The organism is Dactylosporangium sp. NPDC051484 (assembly GCF_040689395.1).
Taxonomy (GTDB): domain Bacteria; phylum Actinomycetota; class Actinomycetes; order Mycobacteriales; family Micromonosporaceae; genus Dactylosporangium.
The window spans coordinates 15,579-42,330 of the sequence record NZ_JBFAZX010000036.1 but is presented as its reverse complement, the minus strand read 5'-3'; the positions used below and the strand labels follow the sequence as shown (position 1 = coordinate 42,330).

Here is a 26,752-nt window from a genome sequence, read left to right as displayed (position 1 = left end):
TCCAGGCCGTGAGCGCCGAGCGGTCAGCGGTCGCGGTGGTATTCCATCTCATGCTCCGTGTAGGCCGGGTTCGGGGGATAGGCCATGGTCACGCCGGTGGGGACGAAGCCGATACGCCGGTAGAACGCTGCGGCTCTGTCGTTGGTTTCTATGACGAAGAGCCGGATGCGATCGGCGTGGGGCTCCTCCTGTGCCCAGCGGATCACCGCAGCCATCAGAGCATCGGCTACTCCCTGGGCCCGGAACCGCGGTGTGACGTAGACGCCCACGATGTGTGCGGACACGTACTCACTGACGTCTGATTCCACGAAGCAGCTCGCCTTTGCGACGAACCGTCCGGCGTGCACGGCCACGAACGTGCTCGACGCCGTGCCGGTGGCGCTGCGTTCGACACGACCCTGCCAGAACTGGTCCGGCTGTGCCAGCGACTCCTGGTATTGCTCAACGAAGGCGAGTGGGGAGTCCTGCAACGCCTCGATCCGCAACTCCCGATACTGTCGCCACTCGCTGGCCCTGATCCTGCGCACCTCGTGATCCATGGGGCAATGCTCATGGAAGCGGTGTCCTGACTCCAGTCGATTTCCCTGTCGCTTTTCATTGGCGGGAGGCGATGTCACGATGGTCGGAGGGCCATGATCCGGGCGCGGGCCGGCTGGGCTCGGCGCGCGGGCGGGCCATGACGTTGGGGGTTGCGCCGTGCGCCTGGTCCGCCTGTTGCTCGCCTGCTCACTCCTGATGACCGGGCTGCTCGCCGGATGCGGCCGCGGTGACCAGGCCGGCTCCACGTCCGGCGCCGCCGCCCAGTCCGGTGTCACGGAGCGGACGCTGCAGGTCGCCAACGGCGCTGATCGGCCGTTGCCCACGCTGCTTGTCCATCCCACGACGGCGGGCCGCTTCCCGGTCGTGGTGTTCAGCCACGGATACACCCGCCGCCCGGAGGACTATCTGCGACTGTTCCGCATCTGGGCGGGGGCCGGTTTCATCGTCGCCGCACCGACGTTTCCGCACTCGGTCCGCGGCTCGAAGGCGCTCGACGACAAAGACATCGTCAATCAGCCGGGCGACAACGCGGCCGTCCTGACAGCCGTGCTGGCCCTCGACACCGCGCAGGGCGATCCGCTGCAGGGCCGCATCGAAAGCGGTGCCGTCGCCGCGGCAGGGCATTCGCTGGGCGGCATGACGACCGTCGGCATGTTCACGAAGCACCGTGACGACCGGCTCAAGGCGGGCATCGTGCTCGCCGGCGGACAGTGGCCGTTCGGCGTGGGCTACTCGGGACGCCCGGCGCCGATCCTGTTCGTCCACGGGCGCCAGGACAGCGTCGTCAACTTCGAGGGCTGCACCGAGGCGTACGAACCGCTTGCCTGGCCCAAGGCGCTGCTGGACCTGCCGAACGGCGACCATCTGGCGCCGTACCTCGGGCCGGATCGCGACTTCGACGTGGTGGCCGCGGTGACGGTTGACTTCCTGCGCTGGGCGCTGCTGGGCGATCGGCCGGCGCGCGAGCGGATGGCCGGTGACGCGGGTGGCCGCGGGAAGGTGGAGGACCGCTTGTAGCGGGTCGGCGTGCGAGCGGGGGCGGAGGGCGAGCCGGTCAGCGCAGGCGGCGGTCCAGGAAGTCGATGACGGCCTTGGTCAGGGCGATGCGGTGGTCGGAGAACACGTGGTCCGTCGGAAAGGTCACGTGCTCGAAGCTTTCCGATGCGCTGTAGGCCTCGGCGACCGGCGCGTGGTGCAGCGGTGGCGGCGTCACCGTGTCGTTGCCGGCCGCCACGAGCAGCACCGGGCGACCGGCGAGCGCGTCGGCCAGGCCGGCCAGGCACCACGCCGGGCCCGCCGCGCGCATCTCGTCGAACAACGCGTCCGCGCTGGTGCCGCGCAACGGAAAGAGGTCCGAACCGAACATCGCGTGGGCCTCCCGCCGTACCGCATCCGGGGCCTGGGCCACGGCGCCGAAGTCGAAGGAGGCCAGCGCCGCCACCGCGCGGACGGAAGGGTCGGCGGCGGTGGTCATCAGGGCGGCGAACCCGCCCAGGCTGTGGCCGACCAGCGCCACGCGCTGCGGGTCCAGCGAATACCGCGCGGCGAGGGAGCGCATGCCGGGGACCGCGCGGGCCGCGTCGGCCAGGACGTTGCCCCACGAATACGTGCCGCCGACGCCCCACGATCCGCGGTAGTGGAAGACCAGCGCGGCATAGCCGGCCCGGCGTAGCGCCTGCGCCAGGTCGAAGTTGCGCTCGTTGCCGGGGAAGCCGTGCAGCAGCACCGCGATCGGGTGAGGGCCGGGGCCGGCCGGCACGTGCAGCACGCCGAGGAGGGGGATGCCGGCGCTGTCGAACCGCACCTCCGGGGTGTGGGCCGCCGGGCGCAGCGCGGGGTCCGGGTCGTGCATCCAGCGTTCGGTCACCCCGGGATCATCCCAGGCCCGGATGCGCACTTCGTGCCCCACGGGCGACGATCCGATCAATTGTCGCCGATATCTCGTTGCTGGTATCTGCGCAGGCTGGTCGGGGCGATTCCCGACTCGGCCGAGAGGGCGCTCCATGGCGCGCCCTCGGCCCGCCGCGCGGCCACGAACGCGCCGATCGAGGCGAAGCCGAGCGCCCGCGCGGCGGAGCGCCCTCGCGCCTCGGCGGCGTGCCGCGTCGCCGCGTGCACGGCCGGCTCGATGCCGTGGTGGCGCAGCGCGGCGAGCACCGTCCAGCGCGACACCCCGGCCTCCAGCGCGATCGCCGCGACGGTGCGGTGCTGCTCGACGTGCGCGGCCCGCAGATACGCGCTGACGCCGGCGTGGCCGAGCGCCCGCGCGACCGGCCCGAGCCGTGCCTCGCCCGGCGCCGGCCGTTGCGTCACCGGGGCGTGCCGGCACACCCAGTCCTTGTGCAGCCCCGCCTCGCGGCTGATCGCGGCCATGCTCAGACCGGCCCGCACGCGCGCGGCCAGATACTCCTCGAACGTCGCGAACCCGAACCGCGCGGCCACCTGGGCCGCGATCCGCGCCCGGTGCCGCTCGCCGCGGCGCCGGTTGCCCCCGGCGCGGGCCGCCGGGTCGACGCCGGCCAGGGCGGCGAGTGTCTTCGTGCGGCGCTCGGCCGGGTGTGGGCGCCCCCGGGCGGCGCGCGCGGCGGCCTCGGTCAGTGCGCCGCTGCCGGCCCGCTCCCGCGCCGCGAGCCGCGCACCCAGGATCGCCGGCTCCGCATGGCGGGCGCCCAGCGCCGCCGAGCGCCGCTTGCGGGTCGCGGGGCCGCTGAGCGGGTTGCCGAGTTCGAGGCCGAAGGCGGCGATGTAGGCGGTCTTGGTCCAGCCGTGGTACCGCAGATGGCTCGCCACCGACAGGAACCACCTCCCGCACAGGTGGCAGCAGACCCGGTCGCCCTCGGTGAGCAGTTCCCCGACGGGGGCGTAGTGCGGCGTGCCGTCGGGGAGCCGCCCCACCGCCTGCAACATCCCGGCCTCCCCGCGGATCGGTAGTCACAGTGAGACTACCGATCGACCGCGTGCCGTGGAAGGGGGCGGGCATAGGCTCCGGGTCGTGTCCATTCCTCCCGCGACGCCGTCGCTGTCGCTCGCTGAGTGGATCGTGCTGACCCTCGTGGATGAGGCGCCGGCGCACGGCTTCGCGATCGCGGCGCTGACCGCGGAGGACGGCGACGTCGGGCGGGTCTGGCACGTGCCGAGGCCGATCGTGTACCGCGCGGCGGACCGCCTCACCGCCGCCGGGCTGCTGGTGGTGGCGGAGACGCAGGCGGGCCATCGCGGCCCGCAGCGCTCGATCCTGACCGTCACGCCCGAGGGTGCCGCGGCGGTCGCCGGATGGCTGGACCGGCCGGTCCGGCACGTGCGCGAGCTGCGCTCCGAGTTCCTGGTCAAGCTGGCGCTGCTGACCCGGCGCGGGCTGCCGGTGGGCGACCTGGCCGCCGCGCAGCGCGCGGTGATCGCCCCACTGGAGCCGGCCCTAGCCCGCCGTCGCGACGAGGCGGCCGGCTTCGCCGCGATCCTGGCCGCGTGGCGGCACGAGAACGCCCGTGCCGCCCTGAACTTTCTCGACGGCCTCTGAACCTGAGGCGCTATTCGGCCAGGTAGCGCTCCACGGAAGCGACCTTCTCGTCGAGCCGGCCGGCCGCGCCCTCGCGCCAGTCGACCTTGATCACGGTACTGGTGCGGGGTGCCCTGGCCTGGACCACCGACACGGCCGCCTGGACCACGGCCATGACCTCCTCCCACGTCTCACCCTCGACGGTGGTGAACATGGCGTCGGTGCGGTTGGGCAGCCCCGACTCCCGCACCACGCGGACCGCCTCGGCGACGAGGGCCCCGACGTCCTCGCCGGTGCCCAGGGGCGTGACGCTGAACGCGACAAGTACAGACATGCCACGAACGCTAACGCGGACGAGTTCGTGCGTTTCCTCGACTTGGTGGCAGCACCGATGTTCGGCGGCGACCTCACGAAGGAAGAACTCTGTATCGAGGCCGCACGGCTGCTGGAGACCTACCTCGAGCCCATCACCCCCGGGTCGGGGAGCTGGTGACCGGCCGGGCCATTCGCCGAAGGTGATCTTCCTTGGTGGTGGTGATTGCCAGGATGCGGGCGGCCGCGCCCACGCCGCTTCGTTGTCGTCGCATGTCTGCGCGATCACCGTGGCCACGCGGCACATCCGCTCGACTTGCTCATTGGTGACGCCGCCTGAGATCTCCAGCAGTTGCCCCTTGCATGCCTCGCGGCCCGGCGACGGCGACGGCCTCGCCCAGCTCGCGACGATGATCGGCGTTTGATAGAAGATCATCAGCTTCAACCACGATCACGCATTGTTATACGTCGATTTCATCGGGAAAGCTGAGTCCTCATTACGGGCAAGTCAACTTGTCCGGATGTGGCAGGCACGGGCGACGGCGGCGCCGCTGGGCTAGCCAGGGGTACGGATGCCTGCGCTAACGGGAGGAGTTCAATGAAGGAAATCGTCGCCACGGTAGTAGTGGCACTCGGGGCGGCTGCCGGTGTGGCCGCAGTGGCGTCACCCGCGTGGGCCGCATGCGGTTTGGGTGCCGACAACCCCACGTCGTCCAACCAATCGTGGGGTAGCCGGACCGGCTGCTCGGGAACGGTCACCCTCGAGGTCCGGTTCGCCAAGGACGTGTTTGGGCCCGATCCGTACCTCTTCTACCGTCAGGCCAATTTCAGCAACGGCGATCTCGGCGTGCAAGGGGACTGCAGGAACGGTCAGCTTCAGCGGCAATGAGATTGAATCCGGCCGAGTCGGTCGGTGCTAGCAAGAGTATCCGCATCGACAGCGGCGCGCTCCTCGGCGTCCATACCAAGTCGTCGTGCGGCATACTTCGGATGAGTGGCAAGCCGTCGGCCGCTGAGATCAAGGGCCGAAGAGTCGAGTTCGTCCTTTACGCGAGATTCGCCCAGCTATAGAGTGTGGGACCGCCGGTGGGTGATACGCGTCGGCGGTCTTCTGCGTCAACCTAGCTGAGAGTGTCGAGTGTCGATGAATCTCGTAGTGGATGATGTTGTTGCCGGCTATGGACGAAGGGTCGTTCTCGATGGGCTGTCCTGGCAGGTCAGTGCCGGTGTCACCGGTCTTCTGGGGCCGAACGGCGCAGGGAAGACCACCCTCCTGCACTTGATCGCAGGCATCACCACACCACGCCGGGGCACCATAACAGCGATAGGGACCGACGGCCAGCACAACAGCAAAGACAAGGGATTCGGAAAGCGGATCGGGTTTGTGCCGCAACACTTCACCTTCGCGGCCGAAATGAGCGTGCGAGACACGATAAGCTACGCCGCCTGGGTAAATGGAGTACCGCGAAGAGCCTGCGGTGCTGCGGCAGGTCAGGCTCTCGATCGGGTGAACTTGAAGGAACGCGCCGACACGAAGGTGAGGACTCTGTCTGGCGGGCAGCGGCAGCGTCTCGGTGTTGCTACGGCTCTAGCGCACGAGCCTGAGCTGCTCATCCTCGACGAGCCTACTGTTGGCTTGGACCCGGGGCAGCGGCTTAACCTGCGAGAGGTGATCGCCGACATCGGGACACGATTGCCCGTGATCCTTTCGACCCACTTCGTTGAAGATGTGACTCACCTGTGTCAGAGGGTGGGAATTCTTGCAGGGGGGCGGATGGTTTTCGATGATGCAGTGGAGAAGCTGGCCGCGCTGGTGGCAGATGCGAGCGTAGACGTAGGGCTCGGGTCACCCTTCGAGCGAGCGTATGCGGGAATCATCGAGCGGCTGGGCGGCGACGATGTCTGATCGACGCGTCGGAATTTTCTGGCCGCTTGGTGCGCCCTTCTATGTCCTTGCCGGCCTGGCGGTATTCGGGCTCACCTTCGCCACCGTGTTCCAGATGCTGTCGTGGCCCTACCAGGAGTGGGCCGGTACGTCAGCATTGTTTCACCAACGACTGGACCTAACCGGGCCCCTGGTGGCGTTCCTGGGCGCCTACCTCGGCGGTCGACTGACCCCTCCCACGCGACCATTCGCGCTACCAAAATTTCCCCGTGATCGCGGTCAATTCCTCGCACAGAATCTCGTCCCACTAGCCGCGGTCGTCACGGTCGGGTATCTGCTCGCGCTTGCTCCCGTTCTAGCCATGACGCTACGCTCAGCAACCTACGGCACTCTGGACCTGGCTGTCGCTGCCACAGGTCTGTTGGCCCTAAACGCGTTCCTCATCCTCGGGTGGCTTATCGGGCTAATCACGCGATCGGCCTTCATCGCACCTGCCGCGTTCGCTCTCGCCCTCGTTACCACATTCGCCGGATACTCCGGCGACACGTTCGCGGCCGTGGCACCGGTTTTGCACATCCCACCGCGTCTCGGCTTCCACGAGGCGCCGACGTTGGTCATCTTCCGAATCGCGTTCATTGTGGTACTCAGCGTCATCGCACTCACTGCCGCCGACGGGATTCTCTCGCACCGCCGGTTTGACCGCCGATGGCCCGCACCAAGCCGGGCGCTGATCTGGCTGGTGCCGCTGGCGTTCCTCACTGTCGGCGTGGCCAACAAGCCGGCCTTGTTCGTCGAGGACGCGTCGACGCCAACCGTATGCGGCGCGGTCGCAGGAATGAAAGTCTGTGTCCATAAGGGCCACGAGACCCAACTCGCTGCACTGGTGGGAGCAATAGAGCCCATTGTCGCGGTCGTGGGAACAGAGGGATTCCCTTTTCGGCAGGTGTACGATCGCGCACTCAAGCTTCCATCGCTGAGCGCGGATGAGGCCACGACATTCTATTACGACCTTTCTCCAACTCTGGATATCGTCTCGTCGCGATCGGAATTCGTCTTTATCGCCGCCGGGGGGAACGCGTGTCTATCGACATTCGGCCTGAATATCAACAACGATCAGACGCGGACCATGAGAATGCTGGAGAGCCGTCTAGAGGGGGATCATTCGACAGGCCAGGCCGGGCGCTTCGCCTCCATGTCCGATGCCGAGCTGAAAGTGTGGATCGCGTCTCATCGCACGCAGGTCAGTCAATGCGCGATTATGAGCGACGTGGCATCTTGAGCGCATCCATACTTTTCGCTTCACGATCAGGTAGATTGTTCCTCGTCACCTCGGCCATTCTCGGCATTGCGTCCGCGATCGTTTCACGACGTGGTTTCAAAATCGATTTCGCCCAGGCATATCTGCCTGTGACGATGAGATTGCCGGAACTTGGTGCCGTCCTGTTGGTCAGCCTCGGAATCGTGATCCTGCGTCCAAAATTGTGGATTATTGATCGACTGGGTCTTCCCCGCCGCAGATGGGTCCCTTCGGCGTTCGCCCTGGCTGCTGGGTTCGTCGGCCCCCAGCTCGTCCTTGCCGCCTCAACCCTCGTAGCAATGCCGGCCGGGGACTACCCCCGCGTGGCCGCCAATGTTTTGTTTTTGACGGCGCTGGCATTCTGCGTAGCCCCCTACCTCGGCGCCTTCGTCGCCAGCGGCCTGGTCTTGATGCTGTACTTTTCGTTGACTATTGCTTCACAAATGAAACCCGCTATCGCTTCATGGTCTCCGCTCGCAGTCTCGACCGATCCAGGTGGACGGTGGACTGTGGCAACAACTGCGGGCCTTATCGCCGTAGTGGTCACCGTGTCAACACTCGGACGCGTCCGAAGGACTTGGGGCGCTGACCTCGAGCTCGCCTAACCTCACGCCTTCATTAGGGATGTCGCGGGCTGGGCGCCGGGGAACGCGAAAGTGCCCTCTGATCTGGGAAGATAGGACTTGTCTAGGGCCTTATCGATCCTGCTGCAGGGGGCACTCTCACGATGAATGGTTACCGCGTTATGTCCAAAGATCGTTGTCAGCGCTGACGGCCGGGGTGTCGTCGGGCATGCTGGTGCCCGGCTGTTGGCGGACTTGGCCGATGCGACCGGGTTGACCCCCGGGTTCAGCGACGCGGGGTTACGGGTGCGGGATGCCGGTCATGACCCGGGCCGGGTCGCGGTCGATCTGGCGGTGCTGCTCGCCGATGGCGGTGCGACGATCTCCGACCTTGCGGTGCTGCGCAATGAGCCGGACCTGTTCGGTGCGGTGGCGTCGGACCCGACCGTGTGGCGGGTGCTGTCCAATGTGGGCGAGTCGGGCTGGCCCGTCTGCGTGACGCCAGGGCCCGGGCACGGGAACTGGCCTGGGCGCAGGCGGCCGAGACCGGCACGGGTGTGCCCGAGTCGACGGCGGCAGGACTGCCAATCCCTGGTCTGGTCCTGGATCTGGGAACTCGCTCTGACCGGTATCGACCTCCTCGCCTGGACCCAGCATCTACTCCTGGACGGCGAGCTGGCTGTTGCCGAACCCAAGAAACCGCGCTACCGGCTCCTGCGCGTCGCCACCCGCCTCACCCGCACCGCCCGCCAAACCCGACTCCGGATCGCCGGAACCTGGCCCTGGGCAACGGATCTAGCCACCGCGTTCACCCGCCTCACCGCGCTGCTACGCCCGATCGGCTGACCCCAGTACCACCATCCACCACACACCGCCCGGAGGACCCCGACCAGCGCGTCGGGCCATCAGTACGCCCACCCACCCGACGAGCCCCAACGAAGATCAACAGATGCCTGAACGCGACAAGTACAGACATGCCACGAACGCTAACCTCTTCAGCGTGCGAGTGCTGATCACCAACGACGACGGGATCGCCGCGCCCGGCCTCCGCGCGCTGGCCCACTCCGCCCGCGACCACGGCCACGACGTGGTCGTCGCCGCCCCGCATCGCGAGGCCAGCGGCTCGGGCACCGCGCTGACCGCGGTCACCGACGCCGGCCGCCTGCTGCTGGAGGCGGTCGAGCTCGACGGCCTGCCCGGCGTGCCCGCCTACTCGGTGGCGGCGTCGCCCGCGTACATCGCCGTGCTGGCCGCGATCGGCGCCTTCGGCCCCGCCCCCGACGCGCTGCTGTCCGGCATCAACCGCGGCGCGAACGCCGGCCACGCGATCCTGCACTCGGGCACCGTCGGCGCCGCCCTGGCCGCCGCGAACGAGGGCCTGCGCGCGCTGGCGGTCTCGCTGGACATCTTCACCGCGCTGTCCGCGACGGGCGCCGACAGCGACGCCGCACTCTCCGCGTCCGGCGATCCGGCCGACGACGCGCTGCACTGGGACAGCGCCAGCACCCTGGCCGCACGCCTGCTGCCGTGGCTCTCGCAGGCCCCGCCCGGCACGGTGCTCAACCTCAACGTCCCCGACCGCCCGCTGCCGCGGATCCCGGGCGTACGCCGCGCGACGCCGGCCCCGTTCGGCCAGGTCCAGATGACGCTGGCCGAGGCCGGCCACGACTTCGCGCGCATCACGGTCGCGGTGCGCGAGGACGAGCACCCGCCCGGCACCGACCTGGCCCTGCTGGCCGAGGGCTACGCCACCCTGACCGCGATCCGCCCACTCACCGAGGACCCGTCCGTCACACCCCCGACCGACTGACGCGCCGGGCGTACGAGATCGGTCTCGTACGCCCGGGCGCGTCCGCGGGCTAGGCGGTGAAGCGGGAGTACACCTGGAACTCCCACAGCGAGTAGCCGTACTGGGTGGCGCGCTGGGTGCCGTACATGCGGATGTAGCGGCCGCTGCCGGAGACGTCGAGGGTCTGTACGCCGCCGGTGCCCGTCGTGGTGTTGTAGATCGTGGTCCAGGTGGTGCCGTCGGTGGACGTCTGCACCTGGAACGCCTTGGCGTAGGCGGCCTCCCAGTTGAGCACGACCCGGCAGACGTTCTGCGTGGCGCCGAGGTCGATGGTGATCCACTGCGGGTCGCTGAAGCCGCTGGACCAGCGGGTGCCGGTGTTGCCGTCAACCGCGCTTGCCGGCGGGAACGCGACGTTCTGCTGCGACGAGGCGGACACCGGGCGGTTCAGCGCTGCGTTGGCGGTGCCGCAGGCGGGGCCTTGGCCCGGGTTGACCGTCCAGGTGAAGGCGGCGCTCCCGGCCGCGCCGGTGGTGTCGGCCGCGGTGACGGTCACCGCGTATGTGCCGGGCGCGTTCGGGCCGCCGCTGATCACGCCGGTGGACGCGTTGATCGACAGGCCCGGCGGCAGGCCGGTGGCGGCGTAGCTGAGCGTCTGGCCGGCCGCCGAGTCGGTGGCGGTGATCGGGAGGTTGACCGCGTTGCCGACGGCGTGGGTCTGGTCGCCGGGGTTGGCGACGGTCACGGTGTTGCCGGGGGCGCTGCCGTCCGGCGTCGCCCACTGCTGCTGCGCCGAGCCGTTGCACGTCTCGATGACCAGCCGCGCGGTGGTGTTGCCGCCCGGGTCGGACAGGCACAGCCCGGAGTTGGGGTTCACGAGCGTGCCGTTGGCCTGGCGCGTCCATCCCTGCGCATTGCTCGCGTTGCAGGGATACCAGTCCACGTTGGTACCGCTGGTCTTCCCCGCCGACACGACGTCGAGGCAGCCGCCCTGCACCCTGACGGTGTTGTCGGAGTACGTCGTCCACTGCTGGCCGGCGGCAGCGTTGCAGGCCGCGACGCCCATCGGGTTGCCCGCGACGTTCAGCGAGTTCTGGTTGGTCAGGCACAGGCCGTTGACGCCCTTCACCTGACCGGTCGCGGTCGGCGTGGCCGTGGGCGTGGAGTTGCCGCCCTGCTCGTAGACGGCCACGTACGCCACGCTCATCGAGCCGCCGGACGTGGTGGCCGCGGTCGGCGTCGTGGAGCCGGCGATGCCGTCCGGGTAGTTCCCGCCGATGGCGAGGTCGAAGATGATGAAGAAGCCGTGGTCGATCGCCTGCTGCCAGGCCGCGGTGCCGACCTGCGCCTGGGTGATCGTGCTTTCCACCACGCCGTCCATGAGGAACTGCAGCGACTCGGCGCTGGTGTTCGTGCGGTCGATGATGACGGAGTAGGTGTGGTATCCCGTCTGGCAGGTGGACCCGGCCGCCGGGCAGGGGATCAGCCCGTGCCCCTGGCTGCCCGCCCCGTGGTGCAGCGTCTGCGAGGCCTCGTCGAGGGCGTTGACGTTCTCCATCATGTCGATCTCGCCGGACTGCGGCCAGCCGCCGCCGACGCGCATCGGCGCGCCGAGGGCCCAGAAGGCGGGCCAGTAGCCCAGCCCGTTGGCCGGGTTCGGCTGGCGGATCGACGCCGTCATCTGCAGCTTGCCGCCCGGGGGCGCCTGGAAGTCCGACCGGGTGCTCTCGATGCGGCCCGACGTCCAGGTGCCGCCGCTGTTGATGGCCTTGAGCACCAGGTGGCCGCTGCCGTCGAGGTACACGTTCTGCGTCGAGTTGGTGGTGTGCTCCTTCTCGCCGGTACCGAAGCCGGTGCCGATGTCGTAGAACCAGTTGTCCGACGACGGCGGGGCACCGGCGGCGCCGGCGAAGTCGTCGCCGAAGACGGTGGTCCAGCCGGGCGGGGCAGGCGGTACCGTCTCGGCGAAGGCGGCCGGGGCGGCGACCGTCACGGCGGATGCGACGCCGACCAGGCACCCGGCGATCAGGGTGAGCGCGGACAGAGATCTAGCGGTGGACACGATGCCTCACCTTCAGCGCTTTTGCGACACTTGGCGGAGTGTTCGGTTAAGAGAGCGCTCTCTCATCGATGGTTGCCAGTGCGTCGCACCTGTGTCAAGACGTTGCCATCGCGTTGCCATAGGCTCGTTTCGTGACCGGACCCTTCGTTCTGGCGGGGCGTACGGCCGGCGAGATCTCCGCCGCCGTGGAGGCCGGCGTGCGCTGCGGCGCGCTGCCCACCGGCGCCGCGCTGCCACCGATCCGCGCTGCCGCCGCGCAGCTCGGGGTCAGCCCCGCCACGGTCGCCGCCGCGTATCAGGCGCTGCGTCAGCGGGGGATCGCCGAGTCCGCGGGCCGGCAGGGCACCCGCGTCCGCCCGCGCCCGGCGGTCGCCCCCGCCCGCGGCCAGTTCCGCCTGGAGGTGCCCGAGGGCGCGCTCGACCTCGCCTCCGGCGGCCCCGACCCGCGGCTGCTGCCCGACCTCGGCCCCGCCCTGGCCCGGGCCGCCGCCGAGGTCGTGCCCACCGGCTACGCCACCGGCGCCGGCTACCCGCCGCTGCGCGCCGCCGCCCGGGAGATCCTGGCCCGCGACGGCGTCGACGCGACCGAGCTGGCCGTCGTCGGCGGCGCACTGGACGGCATCGAGCGGCTCCTGGGCGCCCACCTGCTGCCCGGCGACCGGGTCGCGGTCGAGGATCCGGGCTGGGCCAACCTGCTCGACCTGGTGGCCGCGCTGGGCCTGCGCCCGGTGCCGGTCCCCGTCGACGAGTCCGGCCCCGACCCGCAGCGCCTGGCCGACGTCTTGCGCGCCGGCGCCCGCGCCGCGGTGGTGACCAGCCGCGCTCACAACCCCACCGGCGCGAGCGTCACCGCCGCGCGGGCCGCCGACCTGCGCGCCGTGCTGGGCGCCCACCCGGACGTCCTGGTCATCGAGGACGACCACGCCGCCGAGCTCTCCGTCGAGCCCCTGCACCCCCTGGCCGGCGCCACGCAGGCGTGGGGCTTCGTCCGCTCGGTGAGCAAGCCGTACGGCCCGGACCTGCGCCTGGCCGTGCTCGCCGGCGACGCCACGAGCATTGGCCGCGTGACCGGCCGCCAGCGCCTCGGCACCGGCTGGGTCTCCACCGTCCTGCAGCGCGTCGTGGCCGCACTGTGGTCCGACCCGGCGGCGGCCGCGACGGTCGCCGCCGCCCGCGCCGAGTACGAGGCCCGCCGCACGGCCCTGGTCGCCGCCCTGCGCGAGCGCGGCCTCACGGTGACCGGCCGGACGGGCATCAACACCTGGCTCTCGGTCCCCGACGAGACCACCGCGGTGGCGCGGCTGCGCGAGTCCGGCTACGCGGTGGCGCCGGGCGCGCTGTACCGGATCGCCACCCCGCCGGCCGTCCGCATCACGGTGTCGGCCCTGGACCTGCCCGCGATCCCGGCCCTGGCCGACGCCGCCGCCCGCGCCGCGACCGGCGCCCTCCCGACCCCCGCCGCATAGTCCGATCCGGCGGGCTTAGCCGGCGTCGAATGAGACTAAAACCATACAAATTAAATATCCGGTATATTTGCCTCTCTATCCACTGATTTCGCATCCACGCTCTGGATTGTGTGGTTTCCCCCGGAGGAATCCGGGAAGCCCACGGCACCGCGACCCGCGAAACGCCGGCAACGACAAGGCGAAAACGCGGCGGAGGCGGGCGCTCATCTGGTCCACGAGCGTAGGAAGGCAAACACAAGTCGTGAGGTTCACAGCAAAGGCCGGCATTTGCGCGGCAGTGACCGCACTGGCGGTCGGAGCGTTCGCCCCGAGCGCCAGTGCTCACTCGACCGGCGAAGGGTTCTTCGGGAAACCGTTCATCAACCAGTTCCACAAGGTCGACGTCATCGCGTCGACCGTGCCGGCCAATGGGGACGTCAACCCCTACGGCGTCGCGGTGATCCCGCGCAGCAAGGACAAGCTGCGCAAGGGCGACGTTCTCGTCAGCAACTTCAACAACGCCAACAACAAGCAAGGTACTGGCACAACGATCGTGCAGATCAGCCGCGACGGCAACGTCCGCCTGTTCGCCCAGATCGACGCCGCCAAGCTGCCGGGCGCGTGCCCGGGTGGTGTCGGGCTGACCACCGCACTCGTGGTCCTGCGTACCGGCTGGGTGATCGTGGGCAGCCTGCCGACGGCGGACGGCAGCTCCGCGACGGCTCAGCCCGGCTGCCTGATCGTTCTCGACAGCAAGGGCAGGGTCCGCGAGACGTTCTCCGGCAACGGCATCAACGGCCCGTGGGACATGACCGCGGCCGACTTCGGGGGATCGGTCGATCTGTTCGTCACGAACGTCCTCAACGGGATCGTCGGGGGCCAGCCCGCCACCACCGACCAGGGAACCGTGCTGCGGCTCGAGCTGAAGATCGAGGGCGACAAGCCGCCGGTCCTGCGCAAGACCACGACCATCGCCTCAGGTTTCACGGAGCAGACCGACCCGGACGCGTTGATCATCGGCCCGACCGGGGTCGGCCTGGGCTGGGACGGCACGCTGTACGTCGCCGACACCGTCGCCAGCCGCATCGCCGCCATCCCGAACGCGATCGTGCGCAAGACGAGCGCGGGTACCGGCCGCACCGTCACCCAGGGCGGGCACCTGAACGGCCCGCTCGGGCTCGCGATCGCGCCCAACGGCAACGTGCTCACCGTCAACGGCGGCGACGGAAACATCGTCGAGACCAACCCGCACCAGGGGGCGCAGGTCGCGTTCCGCACCCTCGACGACCTCGGCGCGGGCGCCCTGTTCGGGCTCGCCGTCGCACCGGACAACCACGGCGTCTACTTCGTCGACGACACCAACAACGAGCTCAGGCTGCTCCACTGAGTCGCGGGCGCCACTGTCGCGCGTGCGCACCGACCACTTGTGGCCGGTGCGCACGCGCCGGCCGGCAGCCGATGTCGGCGGTGGCCGCGTTCAGCGCTGGTCAGCCGGCGGGCTTCGCCAGGATCTTCTGCACGATCGCGTAGCGGTTGCCCTTCGTCGACACCGGCGCTTCATGGGCCGCGGACCGGATCATCGCCTGTTCGGGCCCGGTGAATCGCTTCCAGAGCCGATCGGCGAGTTTGAGCGCCTCGTATTGCTCCGTGTGGGTGGCGGGCTTCGAAATCGCCTGGGCGAGAGACGCCGCATCCGCCAGGGACGGGTCGCCACCCATCAGTCCCAGCACCATGACCCGCATGACCGGCGTCCCGTTCGCGAACAGCGAGCGGATCTCGTCGGCGTCGAACTTCTCCCGTTGCGAGATCGTGCCCGCTCGCCGGAGCAGCACGTCCTGCACATACGCACGCGCATCGGTGTACGTAGGGTCCGGCAGGACCTCCCGGAGCACCCCGTACGCCTCGGTGAGCTGCGCGAGAGCACTGCGGTCGATGATGGCCGCGGTCTTCGGCGCCCCCTGCTCGGCGACCTCACGAGAAAGGCCGAGTTCGAAGCCGGTACCGCTGACCGATACACGCTCGATCCGGTCGATCACGAATGGGGCGATGAGCAGCAGCACCCCTGCGACAACGAGGAAGCCACCAGCGGTCCCGCTCTCACTCGTCACGGCCTTCCATCCGCCCGCACCGAGCGCGAGCACCCCAGGGACGCCAAGCATCCATCGCCGCATATGAACATGGTAGAGAGGCGCGACACCCGCTGACCGTCCGCGCGTCGCAGGGGGCATGATCGAGTCATGGAGGTACTCAGTAGCCGCATCCTGTTGCGCCCGTCCGACCCGCAACGCAGCCACGGTTTCTACCGGGACATCCTCGGACTGGCGGTGTACCGCGAGTTCGGGCCGCCCGAGTATCCGGGGCTGGTCTTCTTCCTCGGCCAGGGACTGCTCGAGGTGTCAGGCACATCCCACGACGAGACGGCAGGACCGCTGCGGATCTGGCTGCAGGTCCGCGACGTACGGGCCGAGCACGAACGTCTTGTGGCGGCGGGGGTGACGGTCACACGCGAACCCCGGACGGAGCCGTGGGGGCTGGTCGAGATGTGGATCGAGGACCCGGACGGCGTGCGTATCGTGCTCGTCGAGGTCCCCGCCGACCACCCGCTGCGACGCGATCCGAGGTGATCTGTCCGCCGTGCGATGCCGGCCGCGGCGGTGAACCCTCCGCGGCCGACGCTACGCCGCGCGCGTGATCAGATCGTGCATTCGGCGCCGTGCGAGCTATCCAACACGTATCGATGGGTAGCGACTATCCGGCCGGCACGCTGTCGCCGCTGGTCGGCATCCAGGCCGCGGTCACCCGCCGCGTCGCCGGTGGCGCGGTGGTCCACCGCGAGGAGGGCCTCACCGTCGAACAGGCCATCGAGGCGTACACCAGGGAAGCGGCCACGGCGCTGGGAGTGGCGGGGCAGGCGGGGGTGCTGCGCGCCGGCGCGGCCGCGGACCTCGTCGAGCTCGACCGCGACCCGGTGCCCAGCGATCCCCGCCGGATCGCCGAGATCAACGTCACCGGCACCTGGTGCGAGGGGCGGCGCACCGCCTGACCGATGAGGAAAGGCCGCTCGCCCAGCGTGTTGCGGCCACCTCGTCGAAGTTGACCGGCATACCGGTGGAACCGATCGTGGCAGCTGTGCGCCTGCAGGAAGTGACCGTGCTTTCCGAACCGGCCGTTCGGGGCGACTTCGACGCGCTCTACGCGGCGCAGTTCGCCCCCATGGTGCGGCTGGCCTGCGTGACGACCGGCAGCGTACCGGCGGCGGAGGACGTCGTGCAGGAGGTGTTCCTGGCGCTGCTGCACCGCCCGGACGTACGCGAACCGACCGCATGGCTGCGCCGCGCCGTCGTGTCCAGGTGCACCTCCTGGGTGCGTCGTCGTCGGCTGGAACGCCGCCATGCCGGCCAGCCTGAGCCTGAACCGCTCGTGTCGCTGGGGCCCGACGCGATCGCAGTCCGCGCCGGCCTCGCCCAGCTGCGTCCGCGGCATCGGGCGGCTGTCTTTCTGCGCTACTACCTCGACCTGTCCGAGGCCGACATCGCCGCCGCGCTGAACTGCCGGCCGGGCACCGTCAAGTCCCTGCTACACCGGGCCCAATCCGCACTGCGGGAGCACCTCGATGACCACTGATCACCGCCTGCGCGCCGCCGTCCACGAACTCGTCGAGGCGATTCCCGTGCCCGCTGCGGCGCCGCCCGTCACGCTGCTGCCCGCTCGCCGGTCATGGCGGCCCGTGGTCGTGGCCGCCGCCGTCGTGGTGCTGCTGCTCGCGGTGGGGCTGGTGCGCCTGCCGGCGGCGCCGAGCGCACCTGTCGCCGGTCCCGCCACGCTACCGCGCCTCTTCGCCGACCATTCCTACCTCACCGCCACCGTCTCCGCCGCGCCTGCCGGGCCCGCGATCGCCATCTACGGGTACGGGCAAGGCGACCTGCCCTTCCAGACCCCGCAGCTCATCGCCGTCGGGATGGACGGGCGCACCTACCGCGAGATTGACATCGCCAGTAAGCGCGGTCGGCCCGTCGACGCCTCCGCGCTGAAGTCACTGGCGGCACCCGCCCTGCTGTCTCCCGACGGCAGCAGGGTCGCCGTCGCGGACGACCGCGGGCCAGCCATCGATGTGGCGATCGTGGACCTGACCACCGGCCGTACCCGCAGCCATCCAGTGCCTGCAGGCTCGGCGGTGCAGCTACTCGCCTGGTCGCCGGACTCGATGCGGCTTGCGTACGCCGTCGCGCCGTATCGGGCGGACAGCCATGGCGACCCCCGGCCCGCGCTCGCCGCCGACGGCGAACTGACCTTGCTCGACCTGGCCACCGGCGTCACGTCCACGGTCGCCGGGCAGCGCGGGGTGCTCGACGCGGCGTTCTCCCCCGACGGCAGAACGCTGGCCGTCCAGGTCGGCACCGAGCTGCGCCTGCTCGACGCCGGCGGCGGGAGCACGGTCGTCCCGCTGCCGGGCAGGCACCGCCTCGGCGGGCCGGCTGCCTGGTCACCCGACGGCAGCCGGCTCGCGCTCTTTCGGATGGCCGCGGGCAGCCCGGCCTGGGCCGCCGGGTATTGGTCGCCGGACGGGTTGGCGGTTCTCGACCTGCCCACCGGGGTGTCTACACCGCTCGACACCGACGCGACCGCGATCCTCGGTTGGCAGGGCGCCGACCTGCTGGCAACCAACCACAACACGATCGTCTCGGTGCCGCCGACCGGGTCGGCCCGGCTCCTCGCCCGGCTCCAACCCGGCGACGACCACTGGATCGTCACGGTGCAGTTGGCGACCGCCCGTACCAGCGATCTTCAGGTACGCGATACCGGCGTCGATCGCGGCCCGTGGCCATGGTGGCTGCGGGTGCTCACCGTCGGGCTGCTCTTCCTCGCAGGCGGGGGCGTACTCGTGGCGCTACGCCGCCGGCGGGCTCATTGACGCCATGCGCATTTGATCTTGTTGGACGGGGACTGCGGCGAGTCGGCGTAGACAGTGTCTACTGCGTCCTGGTAGACACTGTCTATGCGGGCTGACGAGGGTCTACGCGAGCGCCTTATCCGCGTCGGCGGCGAGCTACTCGACCACGAGGAGCCATCCCGGCTGTCACTACGAGAAATCGCCCGACGCGCCGGTGTCTCGCACGGCGCGCCGCGCCGCTACTTTCCCACCCACCTGGAGCTGCTGTCGGCCATCGCCCGCGACGGGTTCACCGAGCTCACCACCCGAGTGACTGCCGCCCTGGCCGGGGCCCCCGGCGACCCGCGCGCCCAGATCGCCACGTTGGCCCGCGTCTACCTGGACTTCGCCGCCACCCGCCGCGGCCGGTACGAGCTTATGCTCCGTCACGACCTGCTGGAGAGCGGCCACTTGGGACTGCGTGACGCCAGCCTGCCGCTCTTTCGGCTCCTCACCGACCTGGTCGCCCAGGCCCGGCCCGAACCAGAACCGCCGGCCCGGATCGTCGCAGGAACACTATGGGCCAACCTGCACGGCATCACTCAACTGTGGACCTGGGGCAGCCTTCCCCTGGCGACCGACGCCACCGATCCAAGCGCGTTGCTCGACGCCACCCTCAAGGCCCACCTCGGACCCGCCGCATGACCCGCACCCCACCCCTCTACGCGCTGGCCCAGCACACCGTCGGTCGATACCTGAAACACTCCTGGCACCCCACCGTCACCGGCCTTGATCACCTTCCCGAGACCGGCGGCGCCATACTGGCCGCCAATCACCTGTCGGTCGCCGACCAGTTGTTCCTGGGAATCCTGACGCCCCGGCACATCGCCTTCTGGGCCAAGGCCGAATACTTCCGCTCTCCCGGGCTCCGCGGCAGCCTCACCCGGCGGATCGTCACCGGCATGGGCGCCATCCCGGTCGAGCGCGGCGGCGGCCGGGCAGCCCTTTCGGCGTTCGAGGCCGCCGTACCCGTACTTCGCTCCGGCGGCCTGGTAGCCGTCTTCCCCGAGGGCACCCGTTCTCCCGACGGCCGCCTCTACCGCGGCCGCACCGGCGCAGTGCGCCTCGCCCACCAGACCGACGTCCCCATCATCCCGGTCGGCATTCGAGGCACAGACCGCCTGCGCCCACCCGGCGTGCGATTTCCCCGGCAGCATCCGATCAGCATCACCTTCGCTCCCGCCTTCCCGGTGCATATCGAGGCGCCAGCGGACATCCGCCGGCTCACTGACGCCCTGATGGGCACGATCCACGCCCTTACCGCCCAGGAGTACGTCCCGCGCTACGCCCGAACATGACCCAAGGCGCTCCACGCGGAGTCGTGCGAGTGATAGGTCACGGCATAGTCAGGACGACTTTGCCGCGGACGTGTCCGGTCTGGACCTCGTGATGCGCGTGGTGGGCTTCGGTCAGAGGAAACGTCGCGTGGATCGGTAGCTGTAGGCTGCCGTGCTCGTACAGCGTGACCAGCTCGCGCAGCGCCACGGTCGATCGACCTCCGACGCGTTGAATCCCGTGCGTTTTGGCGGCTTCGGCATCAACGAGGGTGCCAATTCGGTCATGGTCCGCCACGAGCGCGAGGGATACGGCGATCGCTTCGCCGCCGATGGCATCGAGCGCGGCGTCGACTCCCGCCGGCGCGAGTGCGTGGACCCGTTCGACGAGGCCGTCTCCGTAGACGACTGGTGTAGCGCCGAGCGAGCGGAGATAGTCGTGGTTGCGCTCGCTGGCGGTGCCGATGACGGTGGCGCCCCAGAGGCGGGCCAGTTGCGTGGCGATGGTGCCGACTCCGCCAGCGGCGGCGTGGATCAGCACGGTGTCGCCGGCGCGGACGGCGATTTGTCGCAGCGCCGTGTGCGCGGTCTGGCCGACGGCGGGCAGGCCGGCAGCAACGGTCCACGGCATCCCGGCGGGTTTGGCTACCACGTCCACGGCGTCGGCGACGACGTATTCGGCGTAGCACTGGCCGGTCGCCGACCCGAGGACGTGGTCGCCGACCGCGAAGCCGGTCACCTCGTCGCCGACCTGGTCGATGATTCCGGCGTACTCGTTGCCGATGCGGGACGGGAGTTCGACGGGCATGACGGCGGCGAAGTCGCCACGGCGGAGTTTGACGTCGACCGGGTTGACGCCGGCGGCCTTGACCTGGATGCGGACCTGGCCAGCTGCGGCAGTGGGCGGCTCGATGTCGATCGGGCGCAGGACTTGCGGGTCGCCGTATTCGGCGAAGACGATCGCGATGGCCATGGGACCGCTCCTGGATTGTTCCGGTCAGGCTGGATAGGGCTGTGCTGCGCGGGCGGCGCACAACGCCCTCGCCCACCAGGCGAGCTGGCGCAGCAGTGTGGCCGCGGCGATGTTGGCGGCGTCCGGGTCACGGAGCCTTCCGTCGCTGTTGAACTGGTCGTGGGCCATGCGGAAGCTGACGGTGTCGCGGATGCCGACTGCGTACAGCTCGGCGAAGACCTGCCGGAGCTGCTCGACCGCGCGCAGCCCGCCGGCGAGGCCGCCGTAGGGGACGAACCCGACCGGCTTGGCTCTGCTCGCGATGATGACCACCAACTGCAGCGCGATGTCGCTCATCGTCTCGTCTTCTCCGGATCGTCTGAGGCCGGCGAGGCCGAGTAGGGTCCGCCGGCTGGCGGCAGCCCCTGACGGATGTCGGTGAACAGTTGGGCAAGGTCAGCACGCTGCTGGGCGGTGAGTCCGCCGAACGCCATCCGCTCCAGTTCGGACCAGATCTCGCGGATACGTGGGCACAGCCGCCGGCCCTTGCTCGACAGGCTGACGATCATCGTCCGCTTGTCGGTCTGCGACGAGGTGCGCGTGATCAGATCGGCGCGCTCCATCGCCTGCAGGGTGTTGGTGACGGTGGACCGATCGCGGCCGAGGAAGTAGACGATCTCCGACTGCGGTGTGCGCCCATGCTCCTGCAGGAACAGCAGGACCAGCTCCTGCGGGGCGACCAGGTCGATCCGCTGCAGCATCGCGGTCGCGATCGTGGCATGGGCTCGTACGAGCTGCAGCATGAGCGAGCTCACCGGCGCCTCGGCCACGCTGACGCCGACGTGCGGCGGCTGACTGCTGACCGCGCCGGGTTCCGTGGTCATGATCTCATCTCCGCTATGTTGTTGGCATGCCAACAACATAGCATGCATGCTGGCATGCCAACGAAATCTGGCGGGTCCGCCGGCATCCAGCCGATCAACGACCGGCTCGACTCGGCGCTGCTGCGTATCGCCGGGATCGTCCTGCTCGACGCGGTCGCCGCGCTGCTCGACACGACTGTGCGCGGCGTCGCCGCGGGCGGCGCCTTTATCCTTGACACCCAGCTGCAGCGGAGTTACGGGGATCGGAGGCCGGCGAAGATGATCGAGGATACTGTGGATGGGACGCCCTGGACCGTCGAGCTCCCCGAGGGGGCATCATCCCGGGACGAAAGCTTCGTTTTAGTGCGAGACGGACACCGCGAGCTGATACATCTGCACGACTATGCACGTATCTACGCCGTTCCCGGTTTGTATGAACGGGTCGTGCAAGACCTTTTGCAGTGCCGTTCGCCAACCGTCGCAGTTGATGGCGCGGTCGCTGCTACGGCAGAACTCGGCCGAGCCATGGCGACGTTACGCGTCCTCGACCTGGGTGCTGGCGTAGGTCTCGTCGGCGAGCTATTACGCGCCGCGGGGGTCTCCGCTGTCGTCGGATTGGACAATCTCGCCGAGGCCCGCGATGCCTGCATGCGCGACCGGCCCGGCGTATATGAGGACTATCTCGTCGCCGACCTCGAGGTCGCCGCACCGGCCGTGATCGACCAATTAGCCGAGGGACAGTTCGAGGTTCTGGCGTGTGTTGGTGCGCTTGGCGGTGGTCATGTTCCCCCGGGTGCCTTGATTCGAGCCTTGAACGCGCTGACTGGCGAGGCGCTTCTGGTCATGACAGTGCACGAACGTTGGCTGGACCCGGATAGTGTCGACCCGTTTTCATTTGCTTTCCGCGCAATGACGGCGGGCGGATACCTCGAATTGCTGCAGGCTTCGTCCTTCACGCATCGCCTCGACATGTCGGGAGACCCAATCACGTTCCGTTTGCTCATCGGCCGCCGCACTGCTCCTGTGCCGGTTGACCTGATCTAAATTCAACCGCGGTGGGCAGCCGATGAAAGAGCGACCCTGCCTGGCCGGACTGCGGTCGTACCACCAGTCGTGCTCGCGCGTCCGATCGTGCATCTGTTGACGGCGCTTTCTGGCCAGGCGAAACGGTCTTGTATACGTTGGCACGATGGTCAACTCTGGTGCGGATTCGCAGTCAAGGTATGTCTGGCTCGCCAGGGGCGGATGCGAGGGTGGGCCGGTGCTCGTCTGCGATGTCGACGCCTTCGCCGCCTGGGGCGGCGCTGTCCTGTCCCCGGACTACGAACTCGACCCCGCGTGCGACCTCAGCCGCGCCAACGCGGTCCTCTACGCCTCCGACGACGAAGAGTTCGAGGCTGGCCTCGTGCGCTTCGGTGTGAACGCCGTGGCGTCCACGCCAGACCTGCTGAAACCCGTTGTGCCGCAACGGTTCCAGGTCCGCGAGGGTTCGCCGGTGCACATGGCTGTGCGCAGCCGTGACCCCCCTGATAGCCCCAGCGAGACGGCTGGAAAAATAGGGTGATCATCGATGTTCGGACGCGCTGCGTGCGCGGTCCGGCGGAGACTTCCGGCCCGTTGCTCTTGTCCTGGCTCTTGGAGCCAATACGGCAGCGGCATGTAGCGCTTGTACACGGGTAGCAGGCTCGTTCCGCTGCTTGTAGTGACTTCGTTTCCGCTGGCGGAATCTGCTCGTCAGCGTGTGAGACTCGTTGCTACAGTCGCCGCCGTGGATAGCGTACCCGGCGTCGACCGGGCCGACGTCCGGGAGACCGACGACAGCTCCACGCTGATCCTGTCCGCGAACGGGTTGCACGTCATGATGATCCGTCTGCGCTATGGCAGCATCTGGGGCGACGCAGACGAGGTGATCAACAGCGCTGGTGAGGTGGCGACCGGGGCGGTGTGCGCCTGGACGCTCATCGGGCAGGTGCTGTCGCTGGAGTTGGACCGTCGGGCAGCAGCCAAGCTGGGGTTTCCGTGTGACTACCGGGTACGCCTCGACCTGCCGGCCGAGAAGCTCTCCCTGGTCCGGGCTAGCCTGCTGGAGATCCTGTCTGCGGAATGCTTCGTCGTGGACACGCCCGAGGGCCGCGTCACCAGCTGAGCGCCGGGCACGGGTGCTGCACGTAGCTGAGAAGGTCTACCGCCACCAACTGCGCCCAGTCCTGATGCACAGCCGGAGCGGTGGACGGGCTCTTCGCGGCGCCCGCTGGGTGGGGCAATAGCTAGACCCCCTGAACGGATCGAGGGCTGTTTCCGATTACCGGAAACGGCCCTTGGCTGCGGTGGGCGATACTGGGATCGAACCAGTGACCTCTTCGGTGTGAACACCATGACGTCCGGCCCGGAACAGCCGAAATCCGTTGCTGCGTAACGGTTCTAGGTCCGCAAACGTTCACGAACGTACGTGGCTGTTCGCTACTGTGACCCCTGTTAGCGCCCTCAGCTTGGTTCAGCCTGATCTCGTGGACCCGAGCGGCACAGGTTGTCGGGTGCCGCCTGCGGCATCTCCTGTAGTCCGCCCCGCTCGACGACATCGACCGGGTTAAACGCTACGGTGTGAGCATGGTGCGTTCGGCCGACCTGGTTCCGTTTCACGCGCTGTCATCAGCCCGCGCGGCCGTGCTCGTCCTGCCCGGCGGGGCCGTGTGTAGCCGTGGACGGTACTGGACGTTCGTCGACATCGCGCTGCGTGATCTCTGCTGCGACCTGGCCGAGCAGGGCGCGCCGCACGGGTTGGCGGTGCACCTGTTGCGCTACCGGTACCGGGGCTGGAATCGGCACCGGGCGGACACCGCCGTCGACGCCGAGTGGGCCCTGGCCCGCATCGCCGACACCTATGGCGATGTCCCGGTCGTGCTCGTCGGCAACTCGCTGGGCGGCCGGGCAGCGTTCTGGGTGGCCGGTCACGCCCAGGTGACCGGCGTGGTCGGCGTCGCACCCTGGCTGCCCGAGGGTGACCCGGTGGAGCATCTCGCCGGCCGAAAGGTACTGATCCTGCACGGGGACCGGGACCGCGGCGGGGCGTCCGCTCGCCGCTCGCTGGCGTACGCCCAGCGGGCCCGCACCGTCGTGCCCGACCTGCTCCGGTTCGAGGTCGTCGGCGACGGGCACTACCTGTTGCGCCACACCCCCGACTGCTGGGCGGTCACTGTCGACTTCGTGCTCGGCACGCTCGGCTTCCGCCCGTTCGCGCCTCCGATCGCCGCGGCGCTTGCTGACGGCCACGACCGCCTGCGCACGCCGATGCCCCCGGGCCTGGCCTCCGGAAAGTAGCCAGCACCCGCCGGCCAACAAACGAATCGTGATCGCCGGGTAGGGCCCTGGAGCGCTTCGACCAGCCGGTCCTCGCGCACGTGGAGGTTGCGTCGGCGCCCGCCCGGTCCGGTCTGGCACTGGTGTGACCGTGCTGACAGCGCTACGCCGGGCGGCCGTGCGACCAGCACGACTCCAACCGCCGCCGACACCACCGGCAGCGCAGCAGCACCGCACGCCCACGGGGCTCTTCGTGGCGCGCGCCGGGTGGGGCAATAGTTAGACCCCCTGAACGAATCAAGGGCCGTTTCCGATCGTCGGAAACGACCCTTGAGCTGCGGTGGGCGATACTGGGATCGAACCAGTGACCTCTTCGGTGTGAACGATGGGCACACCGGTCTTGTATGGGAGATGGACGGTCCGGGCGTTGCCGAGGTTGCGACCTCGGACGACGATAGCTTTCTCGTCATGCGTTCGTGGGTGTCCAACACTGACGCCCCGCACCGATACACCGCCCTGCCCGACTGCGCGAGACAAGGAAACGCCGGTAGCCGACCAGGTCCTGCGAAGCGGTCGCGTTGCTGGTCGTATGGGCGCCGGTCGGCGTCGCCGAGGTCGGCCCGTTCGCGACGGCGGCCGAGGCGGCTGCGGCACTTCATGCCCTGGCCGAGCAGGATCCGCCCGTGAAACTCAACCTGGACCACATGCACGGCGTCGGCACGCTGCTGCGGGTACGACCGGGCAGATATCAGGTCGCCTGCGGATCGCATGAAGGTACGCGGGGACGGTACGCACCCGAAACGGAGCACTATGGACCCCCGGTCATCGGCGACGACGACGACTGGAGTTGCCGTTGGATTCGTTTCGTTCGCTCCGCCGGGTGAGGCCGCGCTCACACGCAATGGATCCTCGGGCACACGCGGTTGCCGATGCGTGGCGCTCAAGACGGGTCGGTGACGTCGAGGTCAACGAGGAAGCCGCGTGCCTGCCACTGCTGTGTAGGCAGGCGGTCGCGGCTCATTTGGAAGTACTGCTCGGGGCTGACGAACTGCATGGTGCCGAGTTCAGGTCGCTCATCGGTCAGCGGCTCGACGACGGAGGGGTCGCCGCGCAGGCGTTCGGGGCGGGTATCGGGCACGTCCGTCAGGCGCACGTGCTCGGGGCGGCGGGTCCACCCGTCAATACCCCGGTCATACCGGTCGAGCACAACCCGGACCCGCCGGACGATGCCCACCGTGACGGGCAACTCGCCGATGAGCCGCAGGTACGCGTCGAAGCCTAGGCATCCGTCGAGCGCGACGTCGCCGCCCAGGTGATCGGCTTCCCGGACCGCGCGCAGGTCGCCGGCCTCGATGAGCTGCGCCCAAGGCCGGCCGTCAAAGTCGAGCAACCTGCTGGCCCGCACGACGACCTGGCGCAATACCAGATCGTCGGGCAGCTCCGGGTCGTCAAGCCATCTCAGCCGGGTCGTGACCCGCTCGCCCAGTGACCACCATGGCTCCCGGGGATGAGTGTTGAGCAGCACCGGCCAGAGCATCGCTCCATCGTGTCACCCACCGTCATCGTCGCGGTGTAGGGCTTCGAGCGTGAGGCACCGAGGTAGGCGGAGGTGACACGCTTTCGCAGGGCAGTGTTCGTGCCCATCCGGCCTCGTTCATCCTTGGCTTGATCCGATGCATGGATATGCTGCGATCCGGGTGGGTTCGGCACCGTACATCGGGTCCACGCGAGGATGCCCCGGCCGAACGGCCGGGGCATCCTCGATCGTCTACTCGAACACGAAACTGGCTTCTACGATCAGTGATTGGCCGATCGCGTTGCGCTTTTGCGGTTCTGTGACGTGCCCCCGGCTAGCGACACACCTGCACGTCATGATCGCATGTCATACAAGGTTGAGCTGCAACGATATCGATCGTGAACTGCGACATCGGCTCGTGGGCGGGTTGCAGGTTGGTGATTTACGTCCCTGAAAGATGGGAGGCGACGTCCTAGCCTCGCCGCTCGCGAAGCGTCCGTACGACCTTCGTAACGCTTCCGTGTCGACGTT

Annotated in this window: 32 protein-coding genes; 22 read left to right on the top strand and 10 right to left on the bottom strand. The window is 69.1% G+C overall.

The features are described from left to right. Nucleotides 1-23: 23 nt before the first annotated feature. On the bottom strand, nucleotides 24-539 hold the full coding sequence (locus AB0367_RS34085) for a GNAT family N-acetyltransferase (protein ID WP_366230612.1): 516 nt from the start codon (nucleotides 537-539) through the stop codon (nucleotides 24-26). A gap of 157 nt (nucleotides 540-696) precedes the next feature. On the opposite strand from AB0367_RS34085, the gene AB0367_RS34080 reads away from it, so the two are divergent. Continuing rightward, nucleotides 697-1,557, top strand: coding sequence for a chlorophyllase (locus AB0367_RS34080; RefSeq protein ID WP_366230611.1), 861 nt, complete (start codon nucleotides 697-699; stop codon nucleotides 1,555-1,557). Between the two features lie 37 nt (nucleotides 1,558-1,594). Here AB0367_RS34080 and AB0367_RS34075 read toward each other — a convergent pair whose 3' ends face one another. Together AB0367_RS34075 and AB0367_RS34070 are read right to left on the bottom strand one after the other, a co-directional pair. Then, complete coding sequence (locus AB0367_RS34075) at nucleotides 1,595-2,407, bottom strand: alpha/beta fold hydrolase (protein WP_366230610.1); 813 nt, start codon at nucleotides 2,405-2,407, stop codon at nucleotides 1,595-1,597. 56 nt (nucleotides 2,408-2,463) lie between these two features. Beyond that, nucleotides 2,464-3,447 (bottom strand): hypothetical protein, encoded by a 984-nt coding sequence (locus AB0367_RS34070; protein ID WP_366230609.1) that lies wholly within the window; start codon nucleotides 3,445-3,447, stop codon nucleotides 2,464-2,466. Between the two features lie 85 nt (nucleotides 3,448-3,532). Between AB0367_RS34070 and AB0367_RS34065 the strand changes: the two genes are divergently transcribed. Then, nucleotides 3,533-4,057: a hypothetical protein gene (locus tag AB0367_RS34065; RefSeq protein WP_366230608.1), complete on the top strand. Its 525-nt coding sequence runs from the start codon at nucleotides 3,533-3,535 to the stop codon at nucleotides 4,055-4,057. A gap of 10 nt (nucleotides 4,058-4,067) precedes the next feature. On the opposite strand, the gene AB0367_RS34060 is transcribed toward AB0367_RS34065, so the two are convergent. Next, nucleotides 4,068-4,370, bottom strand: coding sequence for an MTH1187 family thiamine-binding protein (locus tag AB0367_RS34060; RefSeq protein ID WP_366230607.1), 303 nt, complete (start codon nucleotides 4,368-4,370; stop codon nucleotides 4,068-4,070). A 27-nt stretch (nucleotides 4,371-4,397) separates the two neighbouring features. On the opposite strand from AB0367_RS34060, the gene AB0367_RS34055 reads away from it, so the two are divergent. From AB0367_RS34055 to AB0367_RS34020, 8 genes are all read left to right on the top strand, one after another. Continuing rightward, nucleotides 4,398-4,529: a hypothetical protein gene (locus AB0367_RS34055; RefSeq protein ID WP_366230606.1), complete on the top strand. Its 132-nt coding sequence runs from the start codon at nucleotides 4,398-4,400 to the stop codon at nucleotides 4,527-4,529. Between the two features lie 22 nt (nucleotides 4,530-4,551). Further along, nucleotides 4,552-4,773, top strand: a complete 222-nt coding sequence (locus AB0367_RS34050; protein ID WP_366230605.1) for a hypothetical protein — start codon at nucleotides 4,552-4,554, stop codon at nucleotides 4,771-4,773. A 173-nt stretch (nucleotides 4,774-4,946) separates the two neighbouring features. Then, nucleotides 4,947-5,237, top strand: coding sequence for a hypothetical protein (locus AB0367_RS34045; protein WP_366230604.1), 291 nt, complete (start codon nucleotides 4,947-4,949; stop codon nucleotides 5,235-5,237). Nucleotides 5,238-5,492: 255 nt separating this feature from the next. After that, entirely contained in the window at nucleotides 5,493-6,254 is a 762-nt protein-coding gene (locus tag AB0367_RS34040; protein WP_366230603.1) for an ATP-binding cassette domain-containing protein, read from the top strand. After that, on the top strand, nucleotides 6,247-7,512 hold the full coding sequence (locus AB0367_RS34035; protein ID WP_366230602.1) for a hypothetical protein: 1,266 nt from the start codon (nucleotides 6,247-6,249) through the stop codon (nucleotides 7,510-7,512). The genes AB0367_RS34040 and AB0367_RS34035 overlap by 8 nt, the downstream gene beginning before the upstream one ends. A gap of 35 nt (nucleotides 7,513-7,547) precedes the next feature. After that, nucleotides 7,548-8,135, top strand: coding sequence for a hypothetical protein (locus tag AB0367_RS34030; protein ID WP_366230601.1), 588 nt, complete (start codon nucleotides 7,548-7,550; stop codon nucleotides 8,133-8,135). 126 nt (nucleotides 8,136-8,261) lie between these two features. Further along, nucleotides 8,262-8,939: a transposase gene (locus tag AB0367_RS34025; RefSeq protein ID WP_366230600.1), complete on the top strand. Its 678-nt coding sequence runs from the start codon at nucleotides 8,262-8,264 to the stop codon at nucleotides 8,937-8,939. A 154-nt stretch (nucleotides 8,940-9,093) separates the two neighbouring features. Beyond that, complete coding sequence (locus AB0367_RS34020) at nucleotides 9,094-9,903, top strand: 5'/3'-nucleotidase SurE (protein WP_366230599.1); 810 nt, start codon at nucleotides 9,094-9,096, stop codon at nucleotides 9,901-9,903. A gap of 49 nt (nucleotides 9,904-9,952) precedes the next feature. Here the strand turns inward: AB0367_RS34020 and AB0367_RS34015 are convergent, their stop codons facing one another. Beyond that, a complete protein-coding gene (locus AB0367_RS34015) occupies nucleotides 9,953-11,944 on the bottom strand; it encodes a discoidin domain-containing protein (protein WP_366230598.1) in 1,992 nt (663 codons plus the stop codon). Between the two features lie 131 nt (nucleotides 11,945-12,075). On the opposite strand from AB0367_RS34015, the gene AB0367_RS34010 reads away from it, so the two are divergent. Next, nucleotides 12,076-13,410, top strand: coding sequence for an aminotransferase class I/II-fold pyridoxal phosphate-dependent enzyme (locus tag AB0367_RS34010; RefSeq protein WP_366230597.1), 1,335 nt, complete (start codon nucleotides 12,076-12,078; stop codon nucleotides 13,408-13,410). A 277-nt stretch (nucleotides 13,411-13,687) separates the two neighbouring features. Further along, the gene (locus AB0367_RS34005) at nucleotides 13,688-14,776 is read left to right on the top strand and encodes a hypothetical protein (RefSeq protein WP_366230596.1); all 1,089 of its coding nucleotides are present in this window, start codon (nucleotides 13,688-13,690) and stop codon (nucleotides 14,774-14,776) included. 100 nt (nucleotides 14,777-14,876) lie between these two features. Here the strand turns inward: AB0367_RS34005 and AB0367_RS34000 are convergent, their stop codons facing one another. Continuing rightward, nucleotides 14,877-15,530 carry a hypothetical protein gene (locus AB0367_RS34000; RefSeq protein WP_366230595.1) on the bottom strand — a complete coding sequence of 218 codons (654 nt, stop codon included), beginning with the start codon at nucleotides 15,528-15,530 and terminating at the stop codon, nucleotides 14,877-14,879. 96 nt (nucleotides 15,531-15,626) lie between these two features. Between AB0367_RS34000 and AB0367_RS33995 the strand changes: the two genes are divergently transcribed. From AB0367_RS33995 to AB0367_RS33970, 6 genes are all read left to right on the top strand, one after another. Beyond that, nucleotides 15,627-16,013: a VOC family protein gene (locus AB0367_RS33995; RefSeq protein WP_366230594.1), complete on the top strand. Its 387-nt coding sequence runs from the start codon at nucleotides 15,627-15,629 to the stop codon at nucleotides 16,011-16,013. A gap of 113 nt (nucleotides 16,014-16,126) precedes the next feature. Beyond that, complete coding sequence (locus AB0367_RS33990; RefSeq protein ID WP_366230593.1) at nucleotides 16,127-16,432, top strand: amidohydrolase family protein; 306 nt, start codon at nucleotides 16,127-16,129, stop codon at nucleotides 16,430-16,432. Continuing rightward, the gene (locus tag AB0367_RS33985) at nucleotides 16,408-17,013 is read left to right on the top strand and encodes a sigma-70 family RNA polymerase sigma factor (RefSeq protein WP_366230592.1); all 606 of its coding nucleotides are present in this window, start codon (nucleotides 16,408-16,410) and stop codon (nucleotides 17,011-17,013) included. Before AB0367_RS33990 ends, AB0367_RS33985 begins: the two co-directional genes overlap by 25 nt. After that, the gene (locus AB0367_RS33980; RefSeq protein WP_366230591.1) at nucleotides 17,003-18,301 is read left to right on the top strand and encodes a hypothetical protein; all 1,299 of its coding nucleotides are present in this window, start codon (nucleotides 17,003-17,005) and stop codon (nucleotides 18,299-18,301) included. The genes AB0367_RS33985 and AB0367_RS33980 overlap by 11 nt, the downstream gene beginning before the upstream one ends. An 84-nt stretch (nucleotides 18,302-18,385) precedes the next feature. After that, complete coding sequence (locus AB0367_RS33975) at nucleotides 18,386-18,964, top strand: TetR/AcrR family transcriptional regulator (RefSeq protein ID WP_366230590.1); 579 nt, start codon at nucleotides 18,386-18,388, stop codon at nucleotides 18,962-18,964. Next, complete coding sequence (locus tag AB0367_RS33970; RefSeq protein ID WP_366230589.1) at nucleotides 18,961-19,617, top strand: lysophospholipid acyltransferase family protein; 657 nt, start codon at nucleotides 18,961-18,963, stop codon at nucleotides 19,615-19,617. Before AB0367_RS33975 ends, AB0367_RS33970 begins: the two co-directional genes overlap by 4 nt. Nucleotides 19,618-19,654: 37 nt before the next feature. Here the strand turns inward: AB0367_RS33970 and AB0367_RS33965 are convergent, their stop codons facing one another. The 3 genes from AB0367_RS33965 to AB0367_RS33955 are packed head-to-tail and all read right to left on the bottom strand — an operon-like array spanning nucleotide 19,655 to nucleotide 21,429. Then, nucleotides 19,655-20,566: an NADP-dependent oxidoreductase gene (locus tag AB0367_RS33965; protein ID WP_366230588.1), complete on the bottom strand. Its 912-nt coding sequence runs from the start codon at nucleotides 20,564-20,566 to the stop codon at nucleotides 19,655-19,657. A 24-nt stretch (nucleotides 20,567-20,590) separates the two neighbouring features. Beyond that, nucleotides 20,591-20,902, bottom strand: a complete 312-nt coding sequence (locus AB0367_RS33960) for an NAD(P)H-dependent oxidoreductase (protein ID WP_366230587.1) — start codon at nucleotides 20,900-20,902, stop codon at nucleotides 20,591-20,593. Next, a complete protein-coding gene (locus tag AB0367_RS33955; protein WP_366230586.1) occupies nucleotides 20,899-21,429 on the bottom strand; it encodes a MarR family transcriptional regulator in 531 nt (176 codons plus the stop codon). The genes AB0367_RS33960 and AB0367_RS33955 overlap by 4 nt, the downstream gene beginning before the upstream one ends. Before the next feature lie 54 nt (nucleotides 21,430-21,483). Between AB0367_RS33955 and AB0367_RS33950 the strand changes: the two genes are divergently transcribed. The 4 genes from AB0367_RS33950 to AB0367_RS33935 all read left to right on the top strand — a co-directional run bounded on the left by AB0367_RS33950 (nucleotide 21,484) and on the right by AB0367_RS33935 (nucleotide 24,726). Continuing rightward, entirely contained in the window at nucleotides 21,484-22,452 is a 969-nt protein-coding gene (locus tag AB0367_RS33950) for a class I SAM-dependent methyltransferase (protein WP_366230585.1), read from the top strand. Nucleotides 22,453-22,669: 217 nt separating this feature from the next. Next, nucleotides 22,670-22,972: a hypothetical protein gene (locus AB0367_RS33945; RefSeq protein ID WP_366230584.1), complete on the top strand. Its 303-nt coding sequence runs from the start codon at nucleotides 22,670-22,672 to the stop codon at nucleotides 22,970-22,972. A gap of 204 nt (nucleotides 22,973-23,176) precedes the next feature. Then, nucleotides 23,177-23,554, top strand: a complete 378-nt coding sequence (locus AB0367_RS33940) for a hypothetical protein (RefSeq protein WP_366230583.1) — start codon at nucleotides 23,177-23,179, stop codon at nucleotides 23,552-23,554. Between the two features lie 461 nt (nucleotides 23,555-24,015). Next, nucleotides 24,016-24,726 (top strand): alpha/beta family hydrolase, encoded by a 711-nt coding sequence (locus tag AB0367_RS33935; RefSeq protein WP_366230582.1) that lies wholly within the window; start codon nucleotides 24,016-24,018, stop codon nucleotides 24,724-24,726. 919 nt (nucleotides 24,727-25,645) lie between these two features. Here AB0367_RS33935 and AB0367_RS33930 read toward each other — a convergent pair. Next, on the bottom strand, nucleotides 25,646-26,242 hold the full coding sequence (locus AB0367_RS33930; protein ID WP_366230581.1) for a hypothetical protein: 597 nt from the start codon (nucleotides 26,240-26,242) through the stop codon (nucleotides 25,646-25,648). Nucleotides 26,243-26,752 lie beyond the last annotated feature (510 nt).

Coding starts and splice junctions, on each gene's coding strand:
- AB0367_RS34085 (WP_366230612.1), bottom strand. CDS start 539: ATGGATCACGAGGTGCGCAGGATCAGGGCCAGCGAGTGGCGACAGTAT.
- AB0367_RS34035 (WP_366230602.1), top strand. CDS start 6,247: ATGTCTGATCGACGCGTCGGAATTTTCTGGCCGCTTGGTGCGCCCTTC.
- AB0367_RS34060 (WP_366230607.1), bottom strand. CDS start 4,370: ATGTCTGTACTTGTCGCGTTCAGCGTCACGCCCCTGGGCACCGGCGAG.
- AB0367_RS33950 (WP_366230585.1), top strand. CDS start 21,484: ATGCCAACGAAATCTGGCGGGTCCGCCGGCATCCAGCCGATCAACGAC.
- AB0367_RS34045 (WP_366230604.1), top strand. CDS start 4,947: ATGAAGGAAATCGTCGCCACGGTAGTAGTGGCACTCGGGGCGGCTGCC.
- AB0367_RS33970 (WP_366230589.1), top strand. CDS start 18,961: ATGACCCGCACCCCACCCCTCTACGCGCTGGCCCAGCACACCGTCGGT.
- AB0367_RS33965 (WP_366230588.1), bottom strand. CDS start 20,566: ATGGCCATCGCGATCGTCTTCGCCGAATACGGCGACCCGCAAGTCCTG.
- AB0367_RS33990 (WP_366230593.1), top strand. CDS start 16,127: ATGGGTAGCGACTATCCGGCCGGCACGCTGTCGCCGCTGGTCGGCATC.
- AB0367_RS33980 (WP_366230591.1), top strand. CDS start 17,003: ATGACCACTGATCACCGCCTGCGCGCCGCCGTCCACGAACTCGTCGAG.
- AB0367_RS33975 (WP_366230590.1), top strand. CDS start 18,386: ATGCGGGCTGACGAGGGTCTACGCGAGCGCCTTATCCGCGTCGGCGGC.
- AB0367_RS33960 (WP_366230587.1), bottom strand. CDS start 20,902: ATGAGCGACATCGCGCTGCAGTTGGTGGTCATCATCGCGAGCAGAGCC.
- AB0367_RS33930 (WP_366230581.1), bottom strand. CDS start 26,242: ATGCTCTGGCCGGTGCTGCTCAACACTCATCCCCGGGAGCCATGGTGG.
- AB0367_RS33935 (WP_366230582.1), top strand. CDS start 24,016: ATGGTGCGTTCGGCCGACCTGGTTCCGTTTCACGCGCTGTCATCAGCC.
- AB0367_RS34070 (WP_366230609.1), bottom strand. CDS start 3,447: ATGTTGCAGGCGGTGGGGCGGCTCCCCGACGGCACGCCGCACTACGCC.
- AB0367_RS33995 (WP_366230594.1), top strand. CDS start 15,627: ATGGAGGTACTCAGTAGCCGCATCCTGTTGCGCCCGTCCGACCCGCAA.
- AB0367_RS34040 (WP_366230603.1), top strand. CDS start 5,493: ATGAATCTCGTAGTGGATGATGTTGTTGCCGGCTATGGACGAAGGGTC.
- AB0367_RS34025 (WP_366230600.1), top strand. CDS start 8,262: ATGGTTACCGCGTTATGTCCAAAGATCGTTGTCAGCGCTGACGGCCGG.
- AB0367_RS33955 (WP_366230586.1), bottom strand. CDS start 21,429: ATGACCACGGAACCCGGCGCGGTCAGCAGTCAGCCGCCGCACGTCGGC.